The following is a 2,870-nucleotide window of genomic DNA, read 5'->3' on the forward strand; positions in this document are numbered from 1 at the left end:
GATGCCGGCTTGATGCTGACTACTGGTAAGGACATGTGGCAGCATGCTATAGGCTGGTCCCCATACGACGCAGTATTTAACTGGCTGGGTATCGGTGGCGGTGATCCCGCGCCGGTCGTTGAGGCGGTGGACGCGGCCGCCTACGACTGGCCGGGCCTGATTATCAAGGCTGGGCTGGTCGCTCTGGTGGTCGTTGTCGGATGGGCCATACTCCGCAATAGCCGCAGGCCCGCCTCCAGGGGGCGCCGTTAATGGCGGCGCTCACAGCCATAGGCAGAGCCCTCTCCGCTATTGCAACCGGCATAGTGGCCGCCGGTGGTAGCCTGCTGGGGCTCGGGGCGGGTGGTGCGTCGACTACTCCGACTACTCCGACCACTCCGACTACCCCTCCAGTTGAGTCGCCGGATATACTCTACGGGATCAGCTCTACCCTGGGCACCAACGAGATACTGATCATAGCTGGGGTGGCTCTGCTGGCGCTCTATGGGGCAGTGGCACTGATCAGAGGTCGGTGAGATGAATATATTGATGATCTCCGTAGGGCTCGCCCTATTTTTATCGTCAGCTATGATCGCAGACCTGCTGGCTATGGGTGGATGGTCGATCGTCTGGGCCGGGACTGATTACGCCCCGGCGTGGACCTCGAAAATAATCGATACTCTCGCGGGCTCTCTGATCATCTGGGGAGTAATTGACATAAAGAAAAAGAAAAAAAGCAGCAGGTTAGCTCGATGAAAAAAACGGCTTTAATGCTTTTAATCGCCCTAGGGGCGCTAGTGCCCCTCGGGGCGCTAATGATGGTGGATGAGGCCCACGCCGCCCCCGTCGATGACGATTACCGCATATGGGGCACATCGACGCCCGATAAGGGGTCGCTGATGCTCGCAATCAACGAGGACGCTCGTATAGTGTTCCCGTCGGTCGCATGGTCCATTTGGCTCTCGGAGCCTATGGCGGTCACTCTGACCACGCCTAACGGCGTGCTGGTCGATGAGGTCCTACCTGCGGGCGTGCATGACTATAACGACGTCTACGAGACCGGGGCTATAGCGGTGGTCTGGACCGTCGGAGCTGACACTATAACGTATAAGCTGACCGTGGCCAGCGGTGCCGGGTCCGCCATAGCTATCGACGATCCCCCCGTAACTATTACTATAGAAAAGTGGGCGTTGGAGGAGCAAAACAGAAACTTGGCCATAGGGTGCATACTCTGCGCGCTGGTTCCGTCTCTGTTCCTGATCCCTTACTACAAACGGAAGAAGAACGATGAATATTATCTCGCGTTTTAAGAGCAAGAGCGCCGCCGATTCAGGCGATAATGGCAACGCCAGCGACCCCCCGCGCCCCGTGGGGGACCGTCTGCTGGACCGCCTGACCACTTCGACCTATCTACTGCCGATAGCCATTATCGGAGGCGCCATCTGGTACCTGGGCTATAGCCCGTTATACCTGGGCGCCCTGGCCGCTGGTGTAGTGGTCTGGGCATACTGGGGCCGCCGCATGACTATTGCCGACGGCAAGCTGGCGCTGGTTGTTAATGTCGAGACTGGCGAGATAGCGCCCTATGTAATAGGACGGTCCAGATGGGCCAGGGCGACCAAGACCGGGCGCCCTTACCTGTCCTTCAGGACCCCGGCGGGCCTCTCCGTTGAGGTCGTGCAGGACTACGCCCCTGACAGTAACACCGTAACTTATCCCCCAGCTGGCGCCTTCTCCGACATATATATTGCGAGCATCCCCGACCGCTACGGCGAGCTTATCGATGAATTGACAAAACTGACAAAGGAAAACATGACCGATAAAACCGAAATCAACCTAAAGAGCGTCGAGATGGCCCGCGCACACAACGCGCGGCTGTCCAAGATGATTGATGATTTGCTAGTTCCTAAAGAGGCTAGCCATGAGTAAGCCCATTCAAGAGTCCGAGCTCTTCCGACGTCTTAGCACTGCCAAGCACGGCGTCATAGTTGTAATTGGGACTGGGCAATGGGGCAAGACCGCTACGGTTCACTCGCTCATTCAGTCCGGGGCCTTCCCCGACCGTAATGTGGTCCTGGTCAATTACTCTAAGACATTTGTGGCCCAGCACTCTTACCCAGACAGCTACCGCGCGCTCACTTGGCCGGAGGACATCAGCGAGATCATGGAGGTAATACGACCATCTCGGGACGTCGTGGTTGTGGATGATGCTATATTCGTAGCCGGCGCCCGCGATTCGGGCACACGGGAAAATAAGGGTTTACAGAAAATGATGACCATAGCAAGCCATAACGAGCTGTTCTTTTTGCTCACGATCCAAAACACGAGCATGTTAGACATATCAATGTTTCAATCTCAAGACGTCTACATGATTCATAAGCACATGGATCTAATCGCGATCCAGAACGAGCGTGATAATCAGGTCATAGCACAGACTATAGCAAACATCTACCTAGAGCGGCACATGTCTAAGTATAAGGGTAAAGTCCACCCCAAAAGCTGGGGATACTGCTCGACGACAAAGGAAATGATTGCCTTCGATTTGCCCCCATGGTGGGAGCCGGCAATGTCCAAACCGTTCTATGGGAGGGTCCCCGTATGAAAGACAGCCCGATAACTGTGGTTTCTAGCAATGAGCTTAGGATGCTCATGACTGCGCTTAGCGCCCGGGACAACATCCGTTCAAGCCAGGAGATCGTACTACATGACAACGCCCAGGGCTATCTGACCCTCAAGACGTGGCTGGAGATTATGGGCGTCAATGGCAAGCTCAAGGACGCCCTGCTGTCGGTCCATGCCGGGGGCGGCCTCTCGCGGGCCATGGCCAATGATGACCTATTCCTGCGCTTGCAGATGCTCCGCAAGCCGGAGGATGACGAGGACGACGACTA

At 56.2% G+C, this 2,870-nt stretch carries 6 protein-coding genes; all 6 read left to right on the forward strand.

The annotated features are described in order from the left end of the window. A partial coding sequence (locus LHW45_11240; protein ID MCB5286143.1) for a hypothetical protein occupies positions 1 to 252 on the forward strand: 252 nt, incomplete at its 5' end. Positions 253 to 516: 264 nt separating this feature from the next. Beyond that, positions 517 to 735 carry a hypothetical protein gene (locus LHW45_11245; GenBank protein MCB5286144.1) on the forward strand — a complete coding sequence of 73 codons (219 nt, stop codon included), beginning with the start codon at positions 517 to 519 and terminating at the stop codon, positions 733 to 735. Continuing rightward, positions 732 to 1,289, forward strand: coding sequence for a hypothetical protein (locus LHW45_11250; GenBank protein MCB5286145.1), 558 nt, complete (start codon positions 732 to 734; stop codon positions 1,287 to 1,289). Before LHW45_11245 ends, LHW45_11250 begins: the two co-directional genes overlap by 4 nt. Then, positions 1,267 to 1,908, forward strand: coding sequence for a hypothetical protein (locus tag LHW45_11255; protein ID MCB5286146.1), 642 nt, complete (start codon positions 1,267 to 1,269; stop codon positions 1,906 to 1,908). The genes LHW45_11250 and LHW45_11255 overlap by 23 nt, the downstream gene beginning before the upstream one ends. Beyond that, complete coding sequence (locus tag LHW45_11260; GenBank protein ID MCB5286147.1) at positions 1,901 to 2,581, forward strand: hypothetical protein; 681 nt, start codon at positions 1,901 to 1,903, stop codon at positions 2,579 to 2,581. Before LHW45_11255 ends, LHW45_11260 begins: the two co-directional genes overlap by 8 nt. Before the next feature lie 47 nt (positions 2,582 to 2,628). Then, positions 2,629 to 2,870 (forward strand): hypothetical protein (locus tag LHW45_11265; GenBank protein ID MCB5286148.1); only part of this gene is annotated, 242 nt, incomplete at its 3' end.

This window comes from Candidatus Cloacimonadota bacterium (genome assembly GCA_020532085.1).
In the GTDB taxonomy this organism is placed as follows: Bacteria; Cloacimonadota; Cloacimonadia; order Cloacimonadales; family Cloacimonadaceae; genus Syntrophosphaera.

Excerpts from the sequence above, each read along its gene's own strand:
- LHW45_11255 (MCB5286146.1), top strand. The coding sequence starts at position 1,267 with ATGAATATTATCTCGCGTTTTAAGAGCAAGAGCGCCGCCGATTCAGGC.
- LHW45_11250 (MCB5286145.1), top strand. The coding sequence starts at position 732 with ATGAAAAAAACGGCTTTAATGCTTTTAATCGCCCTAGGGGCGCTAGTG.
- LHW45_11245 (MCB5286144.1), top strand. The coding sequence starts at position 517 with ATGAATATATTGATGATCTCCGTAGGGCTCGCCCTATTTTTATCGTCA.
- LHW45_11260 (MCB5286147.1), top strand. The coding sequence starts at position 1,901 with ATGAGTAAGCCCATTCAAGAGTCCGAGCTCTTCCGACGTCTTAGCACT.